Genomic DNA, 21,443 nt, shown 5'->3' with positions numbered 1-21,443 from the left:
AGTCAATGCCATCCTCTCTATTTTGGACTTCCAAATAATACGATTCCATCCGTTGAGTATCCTAGCAACTAGAATATTTTCTCGCCTACTACTTTATTCGCTTTTCCTCCAACCATTGTAAAACCCGATTCCATGCCCACCAAGGATCAGAATCGTTTACTTGACGCTGACACTCTTTGCTGCTCAAATAGCCAACATGACCACCGTACTGAGTGAGTAACAAATCTATTGCGGGATTGCGATCGCACGCATCTTCTAATTCTGGTATGATAGCTGGGTCAAAAAGTGGGTCGTCAGCAGCATATAAAATCAAAGTCGGTTTCGATATTTGCGGCAATATTTGTAAAGCACTACTAGCTTGGTAATATGCTTCCACAGAAGAAAAACCTAGCCGATTAATTACCAATTCATTATCAAAACCCCAAATACTGTTGGCCCGTTCAATCGCTTCTGGGTCAATACTTCCAGGATGGGCATCATGTATTCGCCATGCTAGTTTTTTTAAATTTTGGGCAATTCCCGCTTCCAAATATCTGCCGAAGGGCTTTGTAACTAGATAAGATAGCGATCGCTCCGAATCTAAACTCGGACAAATCACCATACCACCGCCAATATCGCTATCTTCTAATCCTAAATCTTCATTCTCCCTAATCACCTCACCGGCAACCTTCACCGCCCATAACGCCAATTGCCCTCCTAAAGAATACCCTGTAAACCAAAATTTCCCCGGACATCCCATTGCCTTAGCACCAGCAGCGATGCGAACAAAATCTTCTCCCTCGTACAATCCATCAGAAGTTAGAGTCGGGGACAAAACGGCCGTTTTGCCGTGGGCCCGCCAATCAAATAACACCACAGCGTATCCTTGGGCATAAGCCTTACGTCCTAGCACTCTCAAATACCATTCCGTCTCTAACTCTCCAGTAATGCCATAAGTCCCGATAATCGTGCTATGAGCATTTTCAGGGATGGCAACCAAGCCAAAAATTGGCACACCTTGGCCACCAACAAAGATTTTTTCGTGATAAGACGGTTCTGGTAATAAGGTAGTATTTTGCCAGTGACGTTTCCCCCACAAAGCAGTGTATACAGTCATGATCAGACCGTTTTGTAAAAACCAAGACGGATTGTAGGGCGGAGTATAACACATCATAGACTATAAGATTTCATGTAGTTGAGTCTTGATTTCACAGTCATTTAATCTTAATATTTATGTAAGATTTAAAAACTTTTTTAGAATCGATTCAAAAATCTTTGTATCTATCAAAGGTTGTTAATTATCCTTAATAAGTAGTAATAATTTTTAAGAATGCCGAGGATTCTTGTCATAGACGATGACCCAGCGATTTCAGAACTAGTTGCCGTCAACTTGGAAATGGCTGGCTACGATGTTAGTCAAGCTGAAGACGGCATCAAAGGTCAAGCGCTGGCTCTCCAGCTGCAACCAGACTTGATCATGCTCGATTTAATGTTGCCCAGAGTAGATGGGTTTACCGTTTGCCAACGCCTGCGCCGAGACGATCGCACCTCTGAGATTCCCGTGTTAATGTTGACGGCTTTGAGCCAAACTCAGGACAAGGTGGAAGGCTTTAATGCTGGCGCAGATGATTACCTTACCAAGCCTTTTGAAGTTGAAGAACTGCTAGCGCGGGTACGGGCCCTTTTGCGGCGGACTGACCGCATTCCCCAAGCAGCAAAACATAGTGAAATTCTCAACTATGGCTCACTCACCCTCGTTCCCGAAAGATTTGAGGCAATATGGTTCAATGAGACGGTGAAATTGACTCACTTGGAATTTGAGCTACTTCACTGTTTATTGCAACGCCACGGTCAAACGGTTTCTCCCAGCGAAATCCTCAGAGAAGTTTGGGGCTACGATCCTGATGATGACATAGAAACGATTCGAGTGCATATTCGCCACTTGAGAACCAAGCTAGAACCAGATCCCCGCCACCCCCGCTATATCAAGACAGTGTATGGTGCTGGATATTGTCTTGAGTTACCTGGTGTACCTCCAGCAAGTGAAGGGGCTTCAGTAACAGTCGTTGAATGAAATCACGCTAAATTCCCTTAAACTTTGCTATCACTTAGACAAGAACTCTCTGTAACTCTTATTCCTTACCGTTTAGTTAAGGTTATTGGTGAGATTTTCCTGTAGGTAGAGACGTTGTAATACAACGTCTCTACAAATGTAATTGACAGGTAAATTATTTTAATGGTTTTAATAGGGTTTATCAAAACTGCGATATTTGCACCAGTTTTAATATTCCTCATACCGTTATGCTAATGATTTTCAAGAAGTCCACGAATGAACTTTCAATAAACGGTTCTGGCAATAACACTCTACACATTAAAAGTGCAAATCAACGTATCCCCATGCCTAAAGTCATTTGCTCTGCGTTTGATTTTTTAGTCAAAAAACCTTTGAAATAATAGTTAACATAAACTTTACATATTGTATTGTTTAATGCAATCAAAGATTAGTCAACAAGCATAGCCTTTTATCTATGAAAGCAATTTAATATTTATTTAATATTGAGGCTTGCGAATAAGCAAGATTGACATCTAAGGCTGTAAACTATTATTGATCGCAATAAAGTTGACGATAACTAAGACTTTCAATTTTTGTAAGTTTTTCTAGTCAAATTTTTGAATTGTTTTAGCCTAAGCCTTCCGTATTGGAGATTCGTATTTAGCGACTGACCATTTAAAAAGGCATTATAGTCTGCTGTTTTGCAAAGAATTAAAGTTTTCTTTGCCTAGTTTTTAATACCAATAAAACATGAAACTTACTCAAGGTAGCTGGCAATTTTGACAAACCCAATTTTTGCATTTTTTTTATTCTTCCCAGATTCCTCTGCGCTGCCAATTTATCGTTCAAAGCACATTGGGCTGCTGCCCCCAACCCTGGCTTCGCGGTGTCAGTGATCTAAAAACCATAGAATAATCTCTATGTAGACAAAAACTTTTTTCTTAATCACTCAGTAGGTATTACTACTCAGAGTGGCGTACAGTTAAGAATATCCAAATGATTTAACTATTACGACTTAGTTTTTCAGAGGATGAAGTCGCTAGGCAATCATTCTCGGCAGTCTGTTGTTGAGACTTTTTTGAGTGCGCGATCGCCGATGCCAGATTTCATTCTCCAACTGAATCCTTATTGTATAGCCGATCTTTTCTATGAGAGGGGTCGTTTCCAGTTAGTTTCATCTACCGTTCATTCACCACAAGTATGGCAATCACCAATCTCATCCGGTTTAATAACCTCCGAGGCGATATCCTCGGCGGTGTCATGGCTGCCATTGTCTCGTTACCCCTGGCCTTCGGCGTTGCCTCTGGGGTGGGTTCTCTGGGTGGACTGACTCTATGGGGCAGTTTGTGTTGGCTTTTTTGCCGCCCTGTTTAGCGTTACGCCAACGTTGATCTCTGAACTGACCGGGCCAATGACCGTAAGCCCTCTCTACAGGTTCTTGTGCAGCACCTGTGCTATAGGAGTCAAGCACATCAGTCTTTTTTAAAGTTCATTTAGTTCATTTATTGTAATACTCCTCATCAGAGGAAGCGCAAGGAGGTATTCGTGGATTTTTTGTCCCTTTTTCTAATGGACTTCATTAAGCAATTGCAGTCCCCAACACTAGGCTTTTTGATTGGTGGGATGGTCATTGCTGCCCTTGGTAGTGAATTGGTAATTCCAGAGGCGATTTGTACGATCATTGTCTTCATGCTGCTCACCAAAATTGGTCTGAACGGTGGTATTGCGATCCGCAATTCCAATCTGACTGAGATGATTTTACCTGCGGCGTTTGCTATAGTCACAGGTATTCTTGTTGTCTTCATCGCCCGCTATACATTGGCCAAGCTGCCGAAGGTCAAAACCGTGGATGCGATTGCGACCGGAGGTTTGTTTGGTGCCGTGAGTGGCTCTACAATGGCAGCCGCCTTGACGCTACTGGAAGAACAAAAAATTTCATACGAGGCATGGTCTGGCGCACTCTATCCATTCATGGATATCCCAGCGCTCGTAACTGCGATTGTTATAGCCAACATTTACATCAACAAGAAGAAGTATAAAGAAGCAGCCTACTCTATTGAGAAGCAGTCTTTCAGCGAGCAGCGCGTTGCGGCTGGCAATTATCCCGATCAAAAAGATTATCCTAGCAGCCGGCAGGAGTATCTCAGTCAGCAGAAGGGTGCTGCGGATAATCGGGTCAAGATATGGCCAATTATCGAGGAAAGCCTCCGAGGCCCTGCCTTATCGGCAATGTTGTTAGGTCTCGCTCTTGGACTGTTCACCCAGCCGGAAAGTGTCTATAAAAGCTTCTACGATCCCGCCTTTCGCGGCTTGCTTTCGATCTTGATGCTGGTCATGGGGATGGAGGCTTGGTCGAGAATTGGCGAACTGCGTAAGGTAGCCCAATGGTACGTTGTGTATAGTGTGGTGGCACCGTTTTTGCATGGGCTAATCGCCTTCGGTCTCGGCATGATTGCCCACTACGCCACGGGATTCAGCATGGGCGGCGTTGTGATCCTGGCTATCATCGCTTCCTCTAGTTCAGACATCTCAGGGCCGCCTACGTTGCGAGCCGGTATCCCTTCAGCTAATCCCTCCGCCTATATAGGCGCGTCCACAGCCGTCGGTACGCCAGTTGCGATCGGCTTGTGTATACCGTTCTTCATCGGTCTCGCCCAGGCGATCGGCGGCTAATCCCAGACGGGTCGAGGTCTGTCAGATATCCCTTGAACGGGCAGACCAAGTAGATCAATGTACATAATTTAAGGAAGTAACCAACATGTCCAAGCGTGCCAACAAGCTCGTCATTGTCACGGAAAAGATTCTGCTAAAAAAGGTCGCCAAGATCATTGATGAAGCCGGGGCGACTGGTTATACGGTCGTGGATACTGGCGGTAAAGGCAGTCGCAACGTGCGCTCTACGGGTAAACCCAACACTGCCGACACCGATTCAAATGTAAAGTTCGAGGTACTCACCGAAAATCGGGAGATGGCAGAGAAGATTGCGGATCAGGTCGCAATCAAGTTTTTTACCGATTATGCGGGCATTATCTATATCTGTGAAGCAGAGGTACTGTACGGGAGAACTTTCTGTGGGCCAGAGGGCTGTTGAATCGAGACGACGCGCCACCAAATCTTTTTTGGGATGGATATTTAAGTTGGGTAAATACATTACCCTCATGCCTGACAGCGTGATTTCTGGCTTTATGTCTGGGATGGGCGTGATTCTTGCTAATAATCCTGACGTTGGTACTTACACTGACACCTATTCGTAATTCGTAATTCGTAATTCGTAATTAATAATTAAATTACGAATTATTTTGGAATGAATCAGAAACACAAGCAAAAACATGATTTTTTCAGAACCAATACTTAATTCGTTTACCTGGTTAAATTTTCTCAACGGAGGTTTACAGCCTCCTTTACTAGCAACAACTAACGAGGCGGAATACGCTCCTATTGTGCTAACTGGAGTATTGCTAAGTTTAGTAGTCATTTATCTGGCTAGTAAAATTGGTGGCGAATTATTTAGAATGATGGACTTGCCCCCTGTATTAGGAGAATTAGTTGGTGGGGTGCTTGTAGGTGCTTCTGCTCTCCATTTGGTAGTGTTTCCTGACAGTGGAGCGGCTGGTAGCGACTCCATTATCATGACTATCTTGCAATTCATTAATAACCTCAGTCCTGATGCAGTCACATCAATTTTTAAAAGCCAGAGCGAAGTTGTTTCTGTGCTTGCTGAACTAGGTGTGATCATTCTGTTATTTGAAATTGGTCTAGAATCAGACTTAAAAGAATTACAAAAAGTTGGTTATCAAGCAACAATTGTTGCTTGTGTTGGGGTAGCTGTTCCTTTTACGGCTGGCACGGCGGGGTTGATTTTATTGTTTCATGCGCCAGTAATTCCAGCGATTTTTGCAGGTGCAGCGCTCACAGCTACTAGTATTGGCATTACCTCTAAAGTTTTGTCAGAAATTGGGCAGTTAAAATCTCGTGAAGGTCAGATTATTGTCGGTGCTGCTGTAATTGATGACATTTTAGGCATCATTGTATTGGCAGTGGTTGCGAGTCTTGCTAAAACTGGTGAGGTTGATATTTTCAACGTCATTTATCTAATTGTCAGCGCTACAGTCTTTCTAATTGGCTCCATTTTATTAGGGAAATATTTCAATCAGAGTTTTGTTGCCATTGCTGAGAAATTGCAAACGCGAGGCAACTTAATTATCCCAGCATTTATTTTTGCCTTTTTTATGGCTTTTTTGGGTAGTGCCATTCATTTAGAAGCTATCTTAGGCGCATTTGCGGCTGGCTTAGTTTTGGATGAAACGGATAAACGCAAAGAGTTAGATGAGCAGGTTAAACCTGTTGCTGATATGCTAGTGCCAGTTTTCTTTGTGACAGTTGGCGCGAAAGTTGATTTAGGCGTTCTTAATCCTTTAGTTCCGGGAAATAGAGAAGGATTAATTATTGCTACCTTCTTAATTGCGATCGCAATTATCGGTAAAGTTGTCACAGGTTGGGCGGTTTTTGGTCAACCTGGAATTAATCGGTTAGCAGTTGGTGTGGGGATGATTCCCCGTGGCGAAGTTGGGTTAGTGTTTGCCGCCATTGGTGCAGCTAGTGGTACTCTAGATAAACCATTGCAAGCTGCCATCGTTATTATGGTGATTTTGACAACCTTCTTAGCACCGCCTTTATTGCGCTTTGCATTCAAACAATCGCCAGAAGAAAAAGAAGCTTTAAAGGAAGCCAATTTAATCGGCTAGTGCCGCAAACGAAGAGGCACGAGGAAGGGAGCAGGGAGAAAACCCGCCTTTCTCTACTAGTGGTTCTCGTACCCCTGCGGCGAAGCAAGCTACAGATGAAGTGGTTATTGAGCGTAGCCGAAATGTCGAATCCTAATTCTGTTCTATCCTCCCTGCCCCTTTTCCTGTTTTTCAATCCTTATCCAACAGGCAATTTCCGTGTTAGAAGCGTATATCTTCGCAACAATATTTTGCGGATTTTTCGGCATCATCCTTAAAAAGAACCTCGTTATGAAGATCATCTCTATGGATGTCATGAGTACCGGGGTTATCGCCTATTATGTGCTGATTGCATCACGAAATGGCTTATTCACACCAATTGTTTCCAACGCCAAAAATGTCAGATACGCCGATCCGGTTCCCCAGGCGGTCATATTGACGGCGATTGTAATCGGATTTTCGATTCAGGCGTTAATGCTGGTCGGCGTTATGAAGTTGGCACGAGATAATCCGACTTTGGAAAGCAACGAAATCGAGAAGAATAACACGCCATGAATAGCATTACCATCGCATGGATTGCACTACCGTTTTTTTTGGGCTTTGTCATTTATTTGCTTCCGAAAATTGACAAATATCTCGCTCTGTGCGTGGCTTTCGCATCAGCCGGATATGCATTGCAGCTATTTGTCACTCAGTCGCCACTGACATTACAGTTAATAGATAATTTTGGGGTTATTTTAACAGTCGATCAATTAAGCGGCTATTTTATATTAACTAATGCACTGGTGACGGCAGCAGTCATCCTCTACTGTTGGCACAGCAATAAGACACCTTTTTTTTATGCACAACTGATCATTTTGCACGGCAGTATCAATGCCGCGTTTGCCTGTTCAGACTTGATCAGTTTATACGTGGCGTTAGAGGTGAGTGGTATTGCTGCGTTTCTATTGATTGCCTATCCCCGGACTGACCGATCAATTTGGGTTGGCTTACGCTATCTGTTTATTAGCAACGTGGCAATGCTTTTTTATCTGGTTGGCGCGGTGCTGGTCTATCAGGCGCATCATTCCTTTAGTTTTGAAGGTTTGCGCGTAGCACCTCCAGAAGCCCTTGCCCTAATTTTTTTGGGACTCTTGACAAAAGGAGGAATTTTTGTATCAGGATTATGGTTGCCGTTGACTCACTCAGAATCGGAAACGCCAGTGTCGGCGATGCTGTCGGGAGTTGTGGTAAAAGCTGGTGTCTATCCATTAGTGCGGTGTGCGCTGATGGTGGAAGAGGTTGACCCAATAGTGAGAATCTTCGGAGTTGGGACGGCGCTTCTGGGAGTGTTCTATGCAGTCTTTGAAAAAGATACCAAGCGGATGCTGGCGTTTCACACGGTTTCGCAGTTAGGCTTTATCCTTGCTGCGCCGTCCGTGGGTGGCTTTTATGCGCTGACGCACGGACTGGTTAAATCGGCGCTTTTTCTAATTGCTGGGGCTTTACCGAGTCGAAATTTCAAGGAACTGCAACATCAAGCGATCGCTACCCCAATCTGGATTGCCTTAGTTATAGCCAGCTTCTCAATATCGGGCTTTCCCTTGTTGTCCGGCTTTGGGGCAAAGGTGTTGACAACGAAGAATTTACTGCCTTGGCAAGCGATCGCTATGAATATTGCCGCCCTTGGAACAGCAATATCCTTTGCCAAATTCATATTTCTGCCGCGTGGGGGAAAAGCGGAGGTAAAGCCTAGTTTCTGGGCAGCCGTAATTCTGTTAATCGGTGGGCTGTTTCTAGCTAATATTGCGTATTACGAGGCGTACACCGTTGCGAATATCATTAAACCCCTCGCAACCATCGGCATTGGATGGTTGGCGTATTTACTAATTTTTAAACATTCAGTACTCAAGCTGCCGCGTGTCCTTGAACAATTTGACCATTTGATCGGTGTCATGAGTCTGATTTTAATCCTATTGTTCTGGAAGGGATTTGCATGGTTGGGTATTTAAATCTAATATTGCGACTGACTATTTGGTTTTTGCTAACTGCCGATTTCAGTGTGGCGAATATCATCATTGGCATCAGCATCGCACTTCTATTGCCGGGTGGTAAAACAGCTAAACAATCATTAAAAGATTGGCTGCGTGTGCTGGGTGAAATTATAGTAGCGATTCCACAGGCGTATATGGAGGCATTTCAAATCATCCTCCGCCCCCATAAATACGAAGAGATAACGATGGAACAAGTTAAACCAGGACGCACACCAGGGCTTGTATTCCTAGATATCTTCCTAATTACCTTTACCCCAAAGACCATTGTCTTGAAATACCACGAAGCAGGCTGGTACGAAGTACATTGGGTGCGACGGAGGAGAAAAGTATGATCCTGAATCTAGTATTGATTGCAATGATTCTGGCAATGCTCATCCCCATGTATGAGGCATGGCAAGATGATGATATTTGGCAAAAAATGCTCGCATTTGCCAGTGTTGCTACCAAAACTTCAATCATGATCCTGGTCGTATCCGTCTTCCGTGATGATTGGATGATTGGTGTTGTCGGGGTCATCATCCTAAGTGTGGGAAATGCTGGCTTAATGTTGCTGGCTCATGTTATCAAACGAATGAATGAAGTATGATTGACTTTTTCGGTTATATATGCATTAGCTTAGGACTTTTCTTCTGGTTTTGGGGAACCTTTCCTCTGCTGGGCAAGCGATCGCTATTATTCAAACTCCATAGTCTTTCGGTTGCAGACACCCTTGGCTCAATGAGTATCATCATCGGGCTACTCTTAAAGATACCTAGCGAATGGCCCCTACTCATCCTCGCTCTCATCTCCTTGGCCATCTGGAATACAGTGCTGGGGTATGTATTGGCTTACTGTTCTAGTAGCGAGGGTAACTATGAATGATAGCTATCTCTATATCATCATCGCCCTGTTGCCGTTGGCTGCGTGTATGGTGGTATTTCAGGTCAATCCATACCATGCGCTGGTAATTCGCGGCATATTAGGAGCGGTGTCGGCAATGGTATATGCGGTTTTGGGAGCGCCAGATGTTGCTTTAACCGAAGCATTAGTGGGTACTATGCTAGCAATTACCCTTTACGCGGTGGCAGTGCGTTCATCCCTGGTGATGCGTCTTGGCTTGGTCAAAGACGAGGCAGAGGACGAACAGCATTTTGGGCAACTGATGGATGACTTACGCAAAATTTTTCGCAAACGCCAGATGCGTCTAGAACTGGTTCCCTACCCAAATACCCAGGCTTTGGAACGGGCGCTGATGGATAGAGAAGTCCATGCGACCTGTGTCAGACGAGAACACGCTGATCCAGACCAGGTAACAGGTGAGGACGAAAAACAGTTTTATCACACCGCCATTAGGGTGAAACGCATCTATGAGATTATGCAAACTGAACTTACATCACCAGCGACAATCCTGAGTTATGTAAGTACACCAGCTGAAGGAGAGAAGCATAAATGAAATGGATCTACATTGCAGCAGGGATAGCGCTGTTTGTAAAAATGCTCGTCTTGCCGAATTCAGCGCCAATCGTACCGGATTTCTCGATCGTTGAATCGATTGTTAAAGATGGTGGCATACCCAATGCGGTAACAGTGATCATTCTCAGGAATCGTTTGTATGACACTATCTTCGAGGTGGTGGTATTTACGATCGCCATTATGGGTGCATACTTTCTGCTGGCGAATGAACAGCCGTCCTGCGCGATCTATCGTTTCACAGATCAACCATCCATTGTGCTGGCGCGTCTGGGGGCGACTATTGCTGCGTTGGTAAGTATTGAACTAGCTATTCGGGGACATCTCAGCCCTGGCGGTGGTTTTGCCGCAGGGGTAGCAGGTGGAACTGCGATCGGGTTGATTGCCATTACCTCTTCACCAGAGTGGATGCAAGAGATTTACCAGCGCTACCACGCCGCTACATGGGAGAAAGTTTCGGTTCTTGTTTTCATTGTACTGGCGGCTATAACTCTGGCTGGAGTGGAGTTACCGCACGGAGAAATGGGCGCACTTTTGAGTGGGGGAATTGTCCCCTTGCTGAATATTCTGGTTGCAGTCAAAGTGGCGTTGGGGTCGTGGGCGGTGATTTTGGTTTTTATTCGTTATCGGGGATTGTTGTGAGAGTTACTCAATACCTAACCTAAATTTTTTAACGAACCGCTAAGGACGCAAAGTACGCGAAGGAAGAGAAGAAAAAAATGCTTAAATAAACTGTGTTGTCAGATAAGGAACTTCAAGTTAAAAAAATATCCCTCCCTGCGGGACGCTGCGCGTTTGCGTAAGCGTCCCGCAGGGTACGTAAGGGTGTAAGGCCTTGTGCCCCTACAAATGTACAAATAATTTTGGATAATTTATTTTTCTCTCTCTTCCTTGGCGGTTCGTTAAAAGAATTAACATTAACATAAAAGTTAAGCCTTAACTGAACCGTATTGCCTTATCTGACGACACACTCCCGTATTCGCTAGTTAACCTTTAGATAAGCGTAGATAGTTCACGCAATTCGAGTTACTTGCTGATTCACACGGGGACGACCAAAGCGTTCCCAAGCACTCCCTCCTCGCAGAAATAGCTCTAAAAAGCGCAATGGTTCTCCTGAATCGCCTCTTGACCAACCGGAACTACCAGGAGCAAAAGCTAAAGTCCCTTCAGACACCTTGAAGCTGCCATCAGAATACACTGCATCACTGACTACATCTCCAATTCGGATCACGATCTTGCTTTGAGGCTCCAAGTTGAGTGTATGCGCCCCAATAGTTGTTTTAATGTTGCCGTAGCCATCAATCCAGGCGATTCGATCTGGTGGAACATCTGGGATTTGCTCGCTCTTAAGGCTATCTCCCAGAAGGCTAAAGTCTTCATTTATAATGGCAGCCGCAGCCGGAGGAAACACATCCCGTGAGCGAAACTGTGAACCACCACGAGCAACGTTGACCACTCGCAACTCCTTTGTATGCTCTTTGATAAAAGAGAGGGTGTAGCCTGCATTTACACCTACTACTTTTACACCGTTAGATAAAAGAGCATAAGTTAGTCCTTCACCTTCATTGTCTCGACGGGCTTCAGGATCGTCCTGACGAGGCGCACAGTTATGATAAATTAGGCGATCGCTAGGGCCAGGGTTGAGTCCTAGTTGGGCAATCCAAAATCCCGTTGCCAATGTACTGAACGCTGGAACCGAAAGCAAATGAATTTGGGCATCGGGAGAAGCCATCAGCAGACGTTGTGTGACTTCTGTAAATGCCGGATCTCCTGTACCGTAGTCTGCAATGACGCAGATAAACATTCTGCTCCTCCTTCTAATGGGCGTAATTTGCAATCAATGGTTAGACAATAGGTGGCCTTCAAAGACTCCAGTCAAAAGAGGCAGGGGAGCAGGGAGCTAGGGGGAGAGGCTGGGAAGGAGCTTGTACTCAATTCAAGTCTTGCGCCCTTCATGACGGGGCTTCTTACCCATGCTTCGCTCCGCTTCGCGTAACGGAAAAGGGCTTGTTCCCCCAGTGAATAGCCACCTTCTCCTCTGCTTCTTCGGTGAACCTGCCTCATCAGCAGTCTACGTGCGATCTCAACTATATGCAAGATTTCTAGATAACATTGAGGGCAATTTTCCAGCCAAAAAATACTAGAACTACATAACTTAGATTAATTACATCAGTCATCATGTGATTACAGGTTTAAATAAGCAGTTGTCTGCTCATTTCACTCCTATTAATAACGTTAAAGTCTTAGTCAACGCAATGAAAACAATTACTTCACTTTTTAGCGAAGAACGCAACCAACTCCAGACAGATATTGATAACACAACCAACATCGAGGAGATAGTTAAGTTGGTTCAAAATCGACTTGATAATCTCGAAAGAATTTACATTGAAAAACTTAATCTGGCTCAAATTCGTCTGGCTTCCTTTTTCCTAGATACCCTGCGGCAGTCTATTGCTACTCTTGCTGCGGCTAACTATTCTCAAATTGCTCCAATAGAGCAAAAGCAATTTACTAACCCAAGTACAAACCTTTTTTCCAGCAGATTAATCCTAAAACTGCTAAAGGGACTAATTTATATAGGCATCTTAAGTTCGTTGTTCTCTTTAACTAAAACTACCCCAGGTGCATGGATGGCTATCTTACTTACCTCTATACTTCTGGGGGTAGAAGTTGTGCTGCAACTTGAGTTAAAGAGCCAGCAAAATTCTATGTCTTCAGAGCTATTGGAATTACCTAAACCTATGCTTCGGGTTGATAGCAAAATATTTTTAGATCATCTTGGCGATGCTCTCAACACTATCGACCTAGCAGTAGCTAGAGTAGAAGAATGGAATAAACATGAAGGCAACTTAGCAATAGAAGAATTGCCAGAGCTATTAAATTTTCTGCAAAGGCTGATGGGCGCATCAAAACTTGATAAACCCCAAATGGCTTATGAACTTGCAAAACTTCTGCCACAGATTTTAATGTCTCAGGGAATTAACGCTCAAATTTACCGACCAAATGATCCGCATAGCGATCGCAATTATTTTGACTTCGAGCCAAGTATCGACCCCGATACCAAAGATCATGTGACTCTAACTCCGGCTCTGTTGAAAGGCGATCGCTTGATTAGACGCGGTAGGGTTATTGAGCCAGCATATTCCGCTTCTAGAGAATAATAGACAATAAGGGTATGGAAATTTTAGAAACAATCGGTTTTGATTTGGGGCACGGTGAAACGGCTGTAGCTAAAGCGATAGTGGAAAGCATCGACCCCCCTCAGATGCTGGAGATTAATAACAAGAAGAACCAAATTACAGCCCTTGGTTGGCATCCTAAACTCGGTTATCTTGTCGGCGAACAAGCATTAATTCAAGCTGGCGTTACCCAACTAACAATTTCTTTCAAGCAAAAACCCAACAACGATCCCAAATATCGGGAAACAATTAGCACTTTTGTAGCAACCTACTACCGACTTTTGAAAGAAAGTAAACAACTTGAAGGTGGGGAAAGTAGCTATTTTTACATAGGTTGCCCTTCAGGATGGTCAGTTAGCGATCGCACCGAATACCAAAAGCTACTTCAAGAAGCTGGTATTCCCCAACTAAATGTTGTACCAGAATCGCGGGCTGCTTTCATGCAAGCCAAGGAAGCCGGGAAGCTTGAGTATGACAAACTTGTTGCATCGGTGCTAATTGTCGATATTGGTTCTTCAACCACAGATTTTACTCTGGTTAAGAGCTTAGAAGAGATCCCGATAGATTTCGGGAGTAATACTTTAGGTGCATCTCTAATTGACAAAGCTATTTTTGCCCGGACTCTCGCCAACCACGAACAAAAAGCATTACTCGAAAAAATACTTAAGGAATATCCGCATCACCAAGCTCGTTGTGAACTTGCTTGTCGCAAAGCTAAAGAAGATTACTTTTCTAATGAACAGCTATACAGCGATCCTGAATCCTTTGCGCGTGGCTTCGAGTCGATTAACGAACAGATTTATTTTATTCCCCAAGTCAATAAATTGATGATGGAGGAAATTTTAAACCAGCCTTTACCGGAACTGGGGCATCATAGTTGGGTGCGATCGTTTACCGACTCTTTAACCGAGGCGAAAGAAAAGCTAGAAAAACTTGGAATCGTGCCCAAACTTCTGCTGATGACTGGCGGTGCATCTCGCATGAAGTTTACCCACTTGCTTTGTCAAGAAATGTTTCCCGAACCAGAAACGCTGCTTCGCCCCGATCCGGAACCGGAACGGTGTATTGCACTGGGATTAGCACGAGTAGGACGATGGGATCTGCGTGCTGCTGCTTTTAAAGAAGAAGTCAACAAACTATTTACCTCGAATACGCTTAAAGGTTTGATTGAAAGGCATATCCCGGAGTTAATCGAATCATTAACTAAGCCTTTGACAGACGGCTTGCTCGTCAACGCAGTTAAACCAGCTTTAAAAGATTGGCAAAAAAACAAAATACGGACTTTAGCCGATTTAGAAACATCTTTAATCAGTCGTGCAGAACAGTGGCTCAAAAGCGAACGCGCTGTGCAGATAATTAATCATCAATGCACTTTGTGGTTTAGCAATAAAATCCAACCCGATTTAGCTGCACAAACCGATCCAATCTGTCGAAAGTTTCAGATACCTAGAAGTAGCTTAAGGTTCCAGGATAGTATTGACCCAAATTTTGTTAACCCAGAGCTACGAATTGGAGATGCTATTTTGGCTGAGACAGTGGGCTTTATTGTCAATGTAGTAATTGGTGGAGGCACTGTAGCTAGCATCATCACTCTTATACTCACTGGACATTTAACCTGGCCGATTGCCCTAGTATATGGAGCTTCGGTGATGGCAGCAGGAATGGAGCTAAATCGCAAGAGTGTTCAAGAAGTAATCAAGACAAATGTGGATGTACCTAGTTGGGTTCGTTCTAGTTTTTTGAGTGACAAAAAAATCGAGGAGATGTGTGAGCAAATAAAGCCTGACTTAGAGAAAGTTCTTCAAGAACAGTTGACAGCAGATCAAGAGGCTTTTGATAAACTGATTAGCAAAGTTGAACAAGGGCTTCAAAAAACCCTTTCTACCAAAGTTCAATCTTGCATAATTCTGATCCAATAGAGGTGATGTGTGGAATTAGGAAACTTTATCCAAGATAAAAAAGTACCATTTTAATAAAGTTATTGAGCCACAACAAGAACAATTATTTTATAGATTTTCTGTTTACCAGTGACTTAAATATGTAACCTGCTCAGAAGTCAATGATTCAAACAATAGTTGTCTTTATCATCATTGGGCTGATTCTCACCGGGATTTTAATCAATCCTATTCTAGTAAAAAGGCGAAGAAACCGTCTCAAACGCCGTCATTTACCCCCACTGTGGAATGCAATTGTTGAGAATAATCTTCCTATTTATCTGTGTCTCTCTCCCAATGAAATCAGACGACTTCAGGGACATATTCAAGTATTCTTAGCAGAAAAGCAATTCATTGGTTGTAGAGGATTACAGGTGACAGAGGAAATGAAACTGACTCTTGCTGCGATCGCCTGTTTGCTCCTATTAAATGAACGTGGTCAATACTTCCCCAGACTTCGTTCAATTCTGGTGTATCCCAACGCTTATTTTGTTCAAGAAACGACTTCCATCGGAAAATATGTTGTTGAAGAGAGGCGTGTGGCAAGGCTAGGTGAATCGTGGGCAAATGACCAAGTAGTACTGTCTTGGGAACAAGTCAAACAAGACATTAATAACTGGGAAGATGGACGTAACGTTGTGCTTCATGAATTCGCCCATCAGTTGGATCAAGAAGATGGTAAAGCTGAAGGAGTTCCTATACTGAAAAGCAAATCAGACTATGCTATTTGGGCAAAGGTGATGACAGAAGAATATCAGCAACTTTGTAATGATGTTCTACAAGGTGCAAAGACGGTAATGGATAGCTATGGTGCAACGAATCCCGCAGAATTTTTTGCCGTAGCGACTGAGACATTCTTTGAGAAACCACACCAATTGCTGTCTAAGCATCCGACACTTTATGAGCAACTGCAACGCTACTATCAATTAGATCCTGTGCAATGGGCTTAAACTACGACCATGAGCTACCAGATATAACCTCAGCTTCCGATTGCATGAGTCGGAATAGTAATAAAAACATAAATCCTTGAATTATGCATAAAAAAGAAGTTTAAAAACCTTGAATTACTAGATTTAATTTCACAATATTGAAGTAGAGTTAGGCAATATACTAATTTTAATCGCTGATACAAGCTTGCCCAGCCGAATGGTAAAGTTAGACAACGCCATTTCAACTATTTGATTCAGCCGCAAAGGATTATATGACCTCAAAAACGGCGGGCGCTGCGTTTATGGAGCAGGGTAAAAAGAAATTTAAGACAGGAGTTAAATGGTTAGCCTGGTCAGCAGTTTTGGCTTCGGTTAGCGCTGGGGGCTGGCTAGTTTATGTCCATCAAAATCGACCACCAGAGTCGGCACAGCAGCCTGTTGTCACTGTAGAACGCGGCAACATTGAAACCTCAATCAATGAGAGCGGTATTCTTGAACTGCGTGGTCAACAAACTCTTAAGTCTCCAGCAGAAGGAGCAGTCGATCGCGTGCTAGTACGGCTTGGCGATCGGGTAAAATCTGGTCAGCCACTAATTATTCTGCGTAACCCCGACCGACAAACTATCCTCATCAACCAGCAGTTGCAGATTGAAAAACAGCAACTCACTCTGGCTAGTAACCGCCAGAAAGTTGTTGAAGCCGAGGAAAAGCTAAAAGCAGCTAAACGGGAAAATCAGACAAATAAGCAATTCCAGATTCAAAAACAGAAACTTACTCTAGAAAGTAACCACCAAAAATTTGTCGAAGCTGAGGAAGACCTAAAAGCCGAGGAAAGGAAACTCCAAGAGCTTGAGGCTCTGGATAAAAGGGGCTTCATTGCCAAAAATGAACTTCGCACACAGGAGGAACAGGTTCGCCGCGCCAAATCTGCCGCAGGGCAGGCTCAGTTAACCGTTAACACCGATATCATCGAACTTCAAAACCTTCAGATAGAGCTACAAAATACGCAACAGCAAACGCAGAACAAAATTATGGAAGCTCAATCTGCACTGCGCGAGGCTCAGTTAGCGGTCAACACTGATATCCGTGAACTCCAGCGCCTTCAGCTTGAACTCCAAAAAATCCAGCAGCAACTCCAGAATAATCTCTTGACTGCGCCTATTAATGGTAAAGTTCTCGACATCAAAGTTAAGGATGGGGAAGGGGTTCAGGTGCGTACTGATATGCTCACATTGGGCGACCCCACCGAAGAACTGGTGTCGCTCCAGCTTTCCACCCTGAATGCGGCTAAAGTCCGAGTCAACCAATTAGCCCGCATCAGCGTTATCGGCCCTAATGCTGAGTCATTTCAGGGAAGGGTGCAAAGTTTGTCTCCTATAGCAACCACTTCTTCTGGGAACGAAAGCCAAAGCAGTAGCCAACAACCGGGACAAGCAACGGTATCTGCAAAAGTGCGACTTAATACCCCTTCTGGCAAGCTGATTCCAGGCAGCCAGGTAAATGTCGAGATTATTTTGCAACAGCGACAGAATGTGGTGGTTTTGGACACGGAAGCGATTGTCCGCTCTGAAGAAAAGCCCTATGTATTGGTGCGGGATAAACAAGGTAAGGCTCAGAAAAAAAACATCACTTTAGGGCTAGAGGGGTTGACTAATGTAGAAGTGACTTCTGGTCTGCGCCCTGGAGATCAAGTGGTGCTGCCCGCAACTGATTCCAAATCAGAACCAGGAATGCCAAGCGTTCCCGAAGACAATTCGACTGAAACTAAAAGCGAATAGCACAATGAGTCTCAAACCTTTTGACCTACTAGCTCTTACTTGCCGCTCTCTGGGCGGCAACGCTCTGCGTTCCACCCTAACCACTTTGGGCGTTTTCATGGGTGTAGCTGCGGTAACAGCGACGCTTCAGGTCGGCAGCATCAGTAGGGCAGTGATTGCCCGTCAAATGGCAGAGCGAGATGCTCCTCAGGTCGTAGTATTCCCGGAGTCCCAAGTTCTTCGGCTAGAAGACATGAAATTCTTGCAAAAACGGCTCTTGGGCTTGCAAGCAATCAGTGCCTCCAGTTCCTCAACTTCTTTTCAAACATTTTTTCAAGATCAGGAAGCAAAGAATCCTTCGATGTTGGGTGTTTCCCAAAACTTCTTGCTCACATCCGGTAAGCAATTAGTGAAGGGACGATTCTTCACAAGAGCAGATTTTGCCAGCTATAGACCTGTAGTGGTAATTGATCAATTTCTCGCGGACAAACTTTTCAAAGGTCAAAAGCCAACGAGTAAGCGCATTTATGCTAATCGCCGTCCCTATATCGTTGTAGGGGTGGTAAAGACTAATCCCGGTAACAACGAGGCGCCTGAAGGTGAGCTACTGATACCGATGTCGGTTTTCAACGCTTTAATGGGTAGCCAGGATATTGGAACTATTTGGATGCGCCCCCGCAAACTCGAAGACCTGAAAAACTTGGAAGACCAGACAAAAAAACTGTTGGAGCAGCGATTTCCAAGTCAAAAATTTTATGTTACTAACAATGTCGAAGACATCCTAGAGCAACAGAAAACCCTTGAATCTGTTTCAATGGCACTGGCAGCAGTGGGAGTAATCTCTCTATTGGTGGGTGGTGTCGGCATTGCCAATATTACCATCGCCACCGTAGCGGAGCGGACTGCCGAAATTGGTCTGAAGCTAGCGATCGGGGCAACAAAGCAGGACATCATGTTGCAGTTCATTCTAGAAGCGGCGGTTTTGAGTTTATTGGGGGGAACTGTAGCGCTGATGACAGTGCATGGGTTGACATTGGTGGTTGTCGGTACTTTTGATTTACCGTACCAATTTGAAAGTAGTACAGCAGCCTTGTCCTTAGGGTCGGCCCTGCTGGTGGGGGTAGGCGCTGGTTTTCTCCCGGCTTTACGAGCTAGTCAGCTAAATCCTGTTACAGCTTTACGTAGCACATAGTTTTTCCCGTAGGCATTGCAGAGAATTAATAAGCCCCCAATAGCTTGCTACTGGGGGCGGTATCACACTTATTAAAGATAGGTTTTAGAGATGTGATCTGAAATTGTAACCTGTGAACTAAATAAAATTAACAGCTTTCCAGTCTATCAAATCTACCTATCCTCCATGACAAAGTGTTTTGACCAGGATTGATAGCCGTACATGCTTTGTCTGGTGCAAAGGCAAGAACGACCTTCACTCTCTTCTGTGTTCCACATGTATTGTTAACCCTTATACTCCTTGATGATTGACTTGTTATCCTGATGCAGCTTGGTGCAAGGGGGGCAGCAAAGGTCGGGGGGATGATGCCGACAAGCGTAACAGATGCTGCGGCTGTACCGATAGCAACCATACGAGTTAATTTCACGAAATTATCTTTGATGAGATTGGCGTACATACTTATCTCCTTTGGGATTTACGCATTGAGAGAATAAAAACAATCTGCATCCTAATTTTGTTGGTGCAGTAATTTCAACTTGAAAGTTAATTCAAACTCTGACAAACTTTTGAGGTTTGCTATCTTCAAAGTGTAGGTTTAGTTATAGTTTTTTCACCTACTTTGATCAAGTAGAACTAAGCCGTCAAGGCTTCATCTACTTAATTCAATTTTTATATAAATTAATCTAAAAAATCAAGGCGATACAGCTTGTTTATAAAACATAACTACAGCAATTATGTTTTGATTATGTTAACTTTTGAAACGTTCTAGAGTATTTGTAATGCGGAATAGTAATACCAATTGTCTTTAACATTGCAACATATCAGAACCCCTCCAGACTCACTTAATTAGCGAATTTGGGGAGTTATGATATAGGAAACATTTGGAGAAATGGGATAAAATTTCTACTGCTTTCTGTTTTTTTTTACGTTGGTTGTTAATAAATCTATGTTAGGAGCAACTGCATAGAACCGGACATTTAATACTCTTTTGTTACGCTTTCAAGTAACTTTAGATAGCAAAAAAAGGCAGTGTTTTTACACCACTGCCTTTTTTTTGTGTTGGAGATAATGTTCATGCTGCTCTACCAACTTTCTAATAGTTGTAGTACCCGATCAATTCTGGCTAGGGGAATGCGTTCGAGCAACAATCGAGCAATCTTAGCTCTCAACAAAGTATCTACAGCGAGGGGCGATCTCACCCCGATGAACAGAGATTAGGCGTCCCTCCAAGGGGAACACCCAGTAAAATCCTGGCAAACGGTGAAGCGCACAACTGGATTCTGGGGGCTGCCCACTCTGGCAATTCCGCAGCCAGCATCAGCTCCGTTGCCGTCCCCCACCCTTCCCCTAGCTCCGCTCCGCAAGCTATAAAGAACGTAGAACCCTTTACCGTTCCTGTTAGTGTCGCAAGCGTCCACAATCTCGTGATTGTCACGCACTTGACCGTAACCATTATTGCTGGGATAACGCACATCATGGGCAAGTGCAGGTGATGTCCAGGGAACAAAGATGATGCCAGGTACAAGGGCAACAACCGCTGCTTTCAACTTCTTCATATCTTTCTCCGTTTGATTTACTAAAAAAGCTAAAAAAAGAGTTTAGATTTAGTATCATGCTTAATCTACTTAATTCAATTTATATATCAATCAATATAAAAAATCAAGGCAATACAGCTTGTTTTAAAAACATAACTACAGGAATTATATTTTTATTTTGTTAAGTTTTGAAACGTCCAAAAGCAGTTTTAATTCTAAATAGTAATACTAAATTTTTTAAGATTGCAGCATATCAGAATTCCCCCAGACCTTTAAAAAAAAGGGACTAGGGGTATCATATTTGGTAAATATTTGGAGAAATGGTATAAAATTTCTCCGGCTTCCTGCTTTCCTTAAAACTTGGTTGTTAATAAATCTATAATCTTTTGCGCTCAAAACTAAAGTACTTTTGTTTCCGAAATTTACACAAAAGGTAAAGTAAGCAATTTAGGGTAAAATCAATACTAATATTCAGACAGCAGCAATGGGTTTTTCTAAACTTAAACTACTGCCCGATGCAACTTAACAAATCTGACAACGCCAATCTGACAGTGGCGGTGGTGTCTAAAGATTTGATACCGAGTTGCGGCTCATTTACCTTACCGCGCCTACAGCATCCGTCTACAAGCGTAAAGAGAGAAGATGGAGGTGAAGTGTAAGTCATGAACGGAACGTGCGATCGCTTTATCTAAACAGCGCC

General features: G+C 43.6%; 20 protein-coding genes and 2 pseudogenes. 19 read left to right on the top strand and 3 right to left on the bottom strand.

Translation table 11 applies throughout. The features are described from left to right. Window positions 1-88 precede the first annotated feature (88 nt). The gene (locus tag CDC33_RS28935) at window positions 89-1,153 is read right to left on the bottom strand and encodes a YheT family hydrolase (RefSeq protein ID WP_109011852.1); all 1,065 of its coding nucleotides are present in this window, start codon (window positions 1,151-1,153) and stop codon (window positions 89-91) included. A gap of 156 nt (window positions 1,154-1,309) precedes the next feature. Here CDC33_RS28935 and rpaA point away from each other — a divergent pair, with 156 nt between their 5' ends. The 13 genes and pseudogenes from rpaA (at window position 1,310) to CDC33_RS28870 (ending at window position 10,880) form a co-directional block, all read left to right on the top strand. Further along, a complete protein-coding gene (gene rpaA, locus CDC33_RS28930) occupies window positions 1,310-2,053 on the top strand; it encodes a two component system response regulator RpaA (RefSeq protein WP_109011851.1) in 744 nt (247 codons plus the stop codon). A 1,179-nt stretch (window positions 2,054-3,232) separates the two neighbouring features. Continuing rightward, a pseudogene (locus tag CDC33_RS40700) lies at window positions 3,233-3,452 on the top strand (sodium-independent anion transporter); the annotation flags it as partial. A gap of 125 nt (window positions 3,453-3,577) precedes the next feature. Continuing rightward, entirely contained in the window at window positions 3,578-4,705 is a 1,128-nt protein-coding gene (locus CDC33_RS28920) for a sodium-dependent bicarbonate transport family permease (RefSeq protein ID WP_109011850.1), read from the top strand. Window positions 4,706-4,790: 85 nt separating this feature from the next. Further along, window positions 4,791-5,123, top strand: a complete 333-nt coding sequence (locus tag CDC33_RS28915) for a P-II family nitrogen regulator (RefSeq protein WP_109011849.1) — start codon at window positions 4,791-4,793, stop codon at window positions 5,121-5,123. Window positions 5,124-5,160: 37 nt separating this feature from the next. Then, a pseudogene (locus CDC33_RS42010) lies at window positions 5,161-5,241 on the top strand (SulP family inorganic anion transporter); the annotation flags it as partial. A gap of 120 nt (window positions 5,242-5,361) precedes the next feature. Then, on the top strand, window positions 5,362-6,777 hold the full coding sequence (locus CDC33_RS28905; RefSeq protein ID WP_109011848.1) for a cation:proton antiporter: 1,416 nt from the start codon (window positions 5,362-5,364) through the stop codon (window positions 6,775-6,777). 198 nt (window positions 6,778-6,975) lie between these two features. Then, window positions 6,976-7,311: a cation:proton antiporter subunit C gene (locus CDC33_RS28900; RefSeq protein WP_109011847.1), complete on the top strand. Its 336-nt coding sequence runs from the start codon at window positions 6,976-6,978 to the stop codon at window positions 7,309-7,311. Continuing rightward, window positions 7,308-8,747 (top strand): cation:proton antiporter, encoded by a 1,440-nt coding sequence (locus tag CDC33_RS28895; RefSeq protein ID WP_109011846.1) that lies wholly within the window; start codon window positions 7,308-7,310, stop codon window positions 8,745-8,747. Before CDC33_RS28900 ends, CDC33_RS28895 begins: the two co-directional genes overlap by 4 nt. Next, complete coding sequence (locus CDC33_RS28890) at window positions 8,732-9,121, top strand: Na+/H+ antiporter subunit E (RefSeq protein ID WP_109011845.1); 390 nt, start codon at window positions 8,732-8,734, stop codon at window positions 9,119-9,121. The genes CDC33_RS28895 and CDC33_RS28890 overlap by 16 nt, the downstream gene beginning before the upstream one ends. Continuing rightward, window positions 9,118-9,375 (top strand): hypothetical protein, encoded by a 258-nt coding sequence (locus CDC33_RS28885; protein WP_109011844.1) that lies wholly within the window; start codon window positions 9,118-9,120, stop codon window positions 9,373-9,375. Before CDC33_RS28890 ends, CDC33_RS28885 begins: the two co-directional genes overlap by 4 nt. Beyond that, window positions 9,372-9,650: a monovalent cation/H(+) antiporter subunit G gene (locus CDC33_RS28880; RefSeq protein ID WP_109011843.1), complete on the top strand. Its 279-nt coding sequence runs from the start codon at window positions 9,372-9,374 to the stop codon at window positions 9,648-9,650. The genes CDC33_RS28885 and CDC33_RS28880 overlap by 4 nt, the downstream gene beginning before the upstream one ends. Next, entirely contained in the window at window positions 9,643-10,221 is a 579-nt protein-coding gene (locus CDC33_RS28875; protein WP_109011842.1) for a DUF4040 domain-containing protein, read from the top strand. Before CDC33_RS28880 ends, CDC33_RS28875 begins: the two co-directional genes overlap by 8 nt. Further along, the gene (locus CDC33_RS28870) at window positions 10,218-10,880 is read left to right on the top strand and encodes a Na(+)/H(+) antiporter subunit B (RefSeq protein ID WP_109011841.1); all 663 of its coding nucleotides are present in this window, start codon (window positions 10,218-10,220) and stop codon (window positions 10,878-10,880) included. The genes CDC33_RS28875 and CDC33_RS28870 overlap by 4 nt, the downstream gene beginning before the upstream one ends. Window positions 10,881-11,250: 370 nt before the next feature. Here the strand turns inward: CDC33_RS28870 and CDC33_RS28865 are convergent, their stop codons facing one another. Next, complete coding sequence (locus CDC33_RS28865; protein WP_109011840.1) at window positions 11,251-12,042, bottom strand: SAM hydrolase/SAM-dependent halogenase family protein; 792 nt, start codon at window positions 12,040-12,042, stop codon at window positions 11,251-11,253. Window positions 12,043-12,493: 451 nt separating this feature from the next. Between CDC33_RS28865 and CDC33_RS28860 the strand changes: the two genes are divergently transcribed. From CDC33_RS28860 to CDC33_RS28840, 5 genes are all read left to right on the top strand, one after another. Beyond that, window positions 12,494-13,399, top strand: a complete 906-nt coding sequence (locus CDC33_RS28860; protein ID WP_109012748.1) for a hypothetical protein — start codon at window positions 12,494-12,496, stop codon at window positions 13,397-13,399. A 14-nt stretch (window positions 13,400-13,413) separates the two neighbouring features. Continuing rightward, entirely contained in the window at window positions 13,414-15,336 is a 1,923-nt protein-coding gene (locus tag CDC33_RS28855; RefSeq protein WP_109011839.1) for an Hsp70 family protein, read from the top strand. Window positions 15,337-15,476: 140 nt separating this feature from the next. Then, window positions 15,477-16,301, top strand: coding sequence for a M90 family metallopeptidase (locus CDC33_RS28850; protein ID WP_109011838.1), 825 nt, complete (start codon window positions 15,477-15,479; stop codon window positions 16,299-16,301). 251 nt (window positions 16,302-16,552) lie between these two features. Further along, window positions 16,553-18,058 carry an efflux RND transporter periplasmic adaptor subunit gene (locus tag CDC33_RS28845; protein WP_244919374.1) on the top strand — a complete coding sequence of 502 codons (1,506 nt, stop codon included), beginning with the start codon at window positions 16,553-16,555 and terminating at the stop codon, window positions 18,056-18,058. A gap of 4 nt (window positions 18,059-18,062) precedes the next feature. Then, on the top strand, window positions 18,063-19,229 hold the full coding sequence (locus CDC33_RS28840) for an ABC transporter permease (protein WP_109011837.1): 1,167 nt from the start codon (window positions 18,063-18,065) through the stop codon (window positions 19,227-19,229). 127 nt (window positions 19,230-19,356) lie between these two features. Here CDC33_RS28840 and CDC33_RS42115 read toward each other — a convergent pair whose 3' ends face one another. Beyond that, entirely contained in the window at window positions 19,357-19,620 is a 264-nt protein-coding gene (locus CDC33_RS42115) for an alpha-amylase inhibitor (protein ID WP_501193674.1), read from the bottom strand. A gap of 1,638 nt (window positions 19,621-21,258) precedes the next feature. Here CDC33_RS42115 and CDC33_RS39210 point away from each other — a divergent pair. After that, window positions 21,259-21,402 (top strand): hypothetical protein, encoded by a 144-nt coding sequence (locus tag CDC33_RS39210; protein WP_181374164.1) that lies wholly within the window; start codon window positions 21,259-21,261, stop codon window positions 21,400-21,402. Window positions 21,403-21,443: the final 41 nt, after the last annotated feature.

This window comes from Nostoc commune NIES-4072, assembly GCF_003113895.1.
Taxonomy (GTDB): domain Bacteria; phylum Cyanobacteriota; class Cyanobacteriia; order Cyanobacteriales; family Nostocaceae; genus Nostoc; species Nostoc commune.
Note: the sequence above shows the minus strand (reverse complement) of the source record. Positions and strands in the feature narration are given on the sequence as shown.